We start from the raw sequence: 3,318 nt of genomic DNA, 5'->3' as shown, positions 1-3,318 counted from the left end.
CTGAACCGTTTTAAGGGGCCCATGCTGCAACGCGGCGAGGGTTAGCGCAGCGGTTCCAGCGACGCAAGTCAAACCTTGTTCAAAACTCCGGCCTGGACGGCTTATCGCGGCAAACTGGTCCGATCTGCTCCTGATTGATTTCCTTCACTTTTTACTCCACTTTTATCTCCTGACATATCTCCCGCCATTTGCCTGTTAGCATCGCTGGAATCACCGGTTAAAAATCCGGCAAATGGATTGGGGCAAGCGCATCTGGATGAAGGAAAAAATCTCGCTTCGCATGGCCAGGCGCATCGCGCTCGGCGCCCAGGGTTTCACTGATCCTCGCCCTGCCGGTACGCCCGACCGCCGGCACCTTGCCCGCGTGCTCTCGCGCACCGGCCTGCTGCAGATCGATTCCGTCAGCGCGGTGGTGCGCGCGCATTACATGCCGCTCTATTCGCGCCTCGGCCCCTACCCGCTCGCGCTGCTCGACAACGCGGCGCTCACCCGCAAGCGCACCGTTTTCGAATATTGGGCGCATGAGGCCTCGTACCTGCCGGTCGAGACTTGGCCGCTGCTGCGCTGGCGCATGCAGCGCGCCGAGGCTGGCGACGAGATGTATCTCGGCCTCGCCAAATGGGGCCGCGAGCGTCCCGAACTCATCAAGGAGATTTACGATCAGGTCGCCGAACGCGGGCCGATCGCCGCCTCCGACATAGAGGGTCACAAGGGCAATGGCGGCTGGTGGGGCTGGAGCGAGGCCAAGCACGCCTTCGAATGGCTGTTCTGGGCCGGGCGTATCACCACCGCCTACCGGCGCGGCTTCGAACGCTATTACGATCTGCCGGAACGCGTTTTGCCGCAAGCCGTGCTCGACATGCCCGTGCCCTCGGTCGAGGACGCGCATCGCGAATTGCTGCGCATTTCCGCCCGCGCCCACGGCATCGCCACCTATGGGGACCTGCGCGACTATTTTCGTCTGGCGCCAGGCGACACAAAGGATCGGATCGAGGAGCTGGTCGAAACGGGCGAGCTGGTGCCGGTAAGCGTCGAAGGCTGGGACAAGACCGCCTATCTTCATAAGGACGCCCGTTTTCCACGCCGGATCGAGGCGCGCACCTTGCTCGCGCCGTTCGACCCCGTGGTCTTCGAGCGTACCCGCACCGAAAAGCTGTTCGATTTCAGATACCGCATCGAAATCTACACGCCGGCCGAGAAGCGCCAGTACGGCTACTATGTGCTGCCGTTCCTGCTTGGCGACCGGATCGTCGCGCGTGTCGACCTCAGGGCCGATCGCCCGGCCAGCGTGCTTCGCGTTAATGCCGCCTACCCAGAGGCCGGCGCGCCGCCGGATACAGCCGCCCAGCTCTTTGACGAGTTGAAGCAGATGCAAGCCTGGCTTGGCCTGGAGCACATTGAGGTGACGCCGGCTGGCGACCTCGGACCGGCGCTAGCCGACATCGCAGTGTCGTAGCCGCGCGTTGACAGGCCAGCGCCCAAAAGCCTAAATCCGCCGCAGACGGTCTCCTCCCGGCAAAAGGAGGAGCCAAGAGGGAATGCGGTGCGGGCACTTGGTCCAAATCCGCGGCTGTCCCCGCAACTGTAAGCGACGAGCCTCAGCCGAAAACCACTGGGATGTTCCCGGGAAGGCGGCACCAGGGCAACGACCCGCGAGCCAGGAGACCTGCCGTCTGAGACTTTTGAGATCCGATCGCCCGGCGGGTTTCCGGGCAAGGAGCACTTTTTTGGACCACAACGGCAGTTTTTCGGCTGGCACAGCGGACAAGTCGTCCGACGACGGCGAAGCCTTGGCTGGCGTGACCGTCATCGTGTGCTCATCCTGCCGCGACGAAACGGGTTCGGACGCGCATCCACGCGCCGGCTCGCTGCTTGCAGAGGACACGCGCCGGGCTGCATCCAGCGAGGGTGTCCGCATCCGCACTGTTGAGTGTCTCGGCAATTGCAAGCGCCGGCTCAGTGCCGCGCTGCTGCGAGACGGCTGCTGGAGCTACGTCTTCGGCGATCTGAACACGACCAGCGGCGCCGATCTCGTCGCCGGCGCGAAGCTCTTCGCCACCTCGACCGACGGCCTTATCCCATGGCGTGGCCGGCCCGATTCCCTCAAGCGCGGCCTCGTTGCCCGCATCCCTCCCCTCGACATGCTGAAGGACTGACCATGAACGCTTCCGTCTCCCGTGTTCCTTGCACCGTCGTCACCGGCTTCCTCGGCGCCGGCAAGACGACGCTGGTCCGCCATCTCCTGGAAAATGCGGGTGGCAAGCGCATTGCCATCATCGTCAATGAGTTCGGCGACATCGGCATCGACGGCGAGATCCTGAAGGGCTGCGGCATCGACACCTGCCCGGAGGAAAACATCGTCGAGCTGGCCAATGGCTGCATCTGCTGCACCGTCGCCGACGATTTCGTGCCGGCGCTCGATCAGATCCTTTCGCTAACGCCGAAGGTCGACCACATCCTGATCGAGACCTCGGGTCTCGCTCTGCCGAAACCGCTGGTCCAGGCTTTCCAGTGGCCGACGGTGAAGAGTCGCGTCACGGTCGATAGCGTCGTCGCCGTCGTCGACGGTCCGGCGCTGGCCGAGGGCCGCGTCGCCAACGACATGGACGCCCTGCAGGCGCAGCGGGCCAAGGACGAGACGCTCGACCATGACGACCCTGTCGAGGAAGTGTTCGAGGATCAGATCGCCTGCGCCGACCTGGTTATCCTGTCGAAGAATGACCTGATGGACGAAGCCGGCTCCGCCCGCGCCAACTCCATCATCAACGAACACTCGGCCCGCGCCGTGAAGATCGTGCCGACCTCGCACGGCAAGGTCGATCCCTCGGTGTTGCTCGGCCTCGGCCTCGCCGTGGAAGACGACATCGAGAACCGCAATTCGCACCATGACGGCGCCTTCGACCACGAGCATGACGACTTCGACACTTTCATCGTCGACATCCCCGCGATCGCCAACCCGGACGAACTGGCCAAGCGTGTCGCCACCGCCGCCGAGCAGGAAAACGTCTTGCGCGTCAAAGGCTTCGTCGAGGTCGGCGGCAAGCCGATGCGGCTCCTGCTCCAGGCCGTCGGCCCGCGCGTCAACCATTACTATGATCGCGCCTGGACGGCCGAGGACGACCGGCGCTCTCGGCTTGTCGTCATTGGCCTCAAGGGGCTGAACCGCCCGGCGATCGAGGCTATACTCGCCGGCTAACGCAACAGGCCTCAAGCAATTCCAGGAAAAGTGTGAAGCGGTTTTCCGTGCGGAATTGCTGAGAACAAGGGGCGAAATGCATATACTGACCACCAGCTCTGCCTCGCTCGACGATCTCGCCG

3 protein-coding genes and 1 riboswitch are annotated in these 3,318 nt (G+C 63.7%); all 3 genes read left to right on the top strand.

Annotation, left to right across the window (positions count from 1 at the left end; all coding sequences use genetic code 11):
- Positions 1-256: 256 nt before the first annotated feature.
- The 3 genes from Q0L57_RS08970 to cobW all read left to right on the top strand — a co-directional run bounded on the left by Q0L57_RS08970 (position 257) and on the right by cobW (position 3,196).
- Positions 257-1,456, top strand: a complete 1,200-nt coding sequence (locus tag Q0L57_RS08970; protein WP_296741316.1) for a winged helix-turn-helix domain-containing protein — start codon at positions 257-259, stop codon at positions 1,454-1,456.
- Positions 1,457-1,485: 29 nt separating this feature from the next.
- Positions 1,486-1,689, top strand: a riboswitch (cobalamin riboswitch).
- A 38-nt stretch (positions 1,690-1,727) separates the two neighbouring features.
- Positions 1,728-2,156 carry a DUF1636 family protein gene (locus Q0L57_RS08965; protein ID WP_296741313.1) on the top strand — a complete coding sequence of 143 codons (429 nt, stop codon included), beginning with the start codon at positions 1,728-1,730 and terminating at the stop codon, positions 2,154-2,156.
- Between the two features lie 2 nt (positions 2,157-2,158).
- Entirely contained in the window at positions 2,159-3,196 is a 1,038-nt protein-coding gene (gene cobW, locus Q0L57_RS08960) for a cobalamin biosynthesis protein CobW (RefSeq protein ID WP_296741310.1), read from the top strand.
- The last annotated feature ends 122 nt before the right edge of the window (positions 3,197-3,318 follow it).

Origin of the sequence: Mesorhizobium sp. (assembly GCF_024509055.1) — a bacterium.
GTDB lineage: Bacteria > Pseudomonadota > Alphaproteobacteria > Rhizobiales > Rhizobiaceae > Mesorhizobium.
Note: the sequence above shows the minus strand (reverse complement) of the source record. Positions and strands in the feature narration are given on the sequence as shown.

Coding starts and splice junctions, on each gene's coding strand:
- cobW (WP_296741310.1), top strand. CDS start 2,159: ATGAACGCTTCCGTCTCCCGTGTTCCTTGCACCGTCGTCACCGGCTTC.
- Q0L57_RS08970 (WP_296741316.1), top strand. CDS start 257: ATGAAGGAAAAAATCTCGCTTCGCATGGCCAGGCGCATCGCGCTCGGC.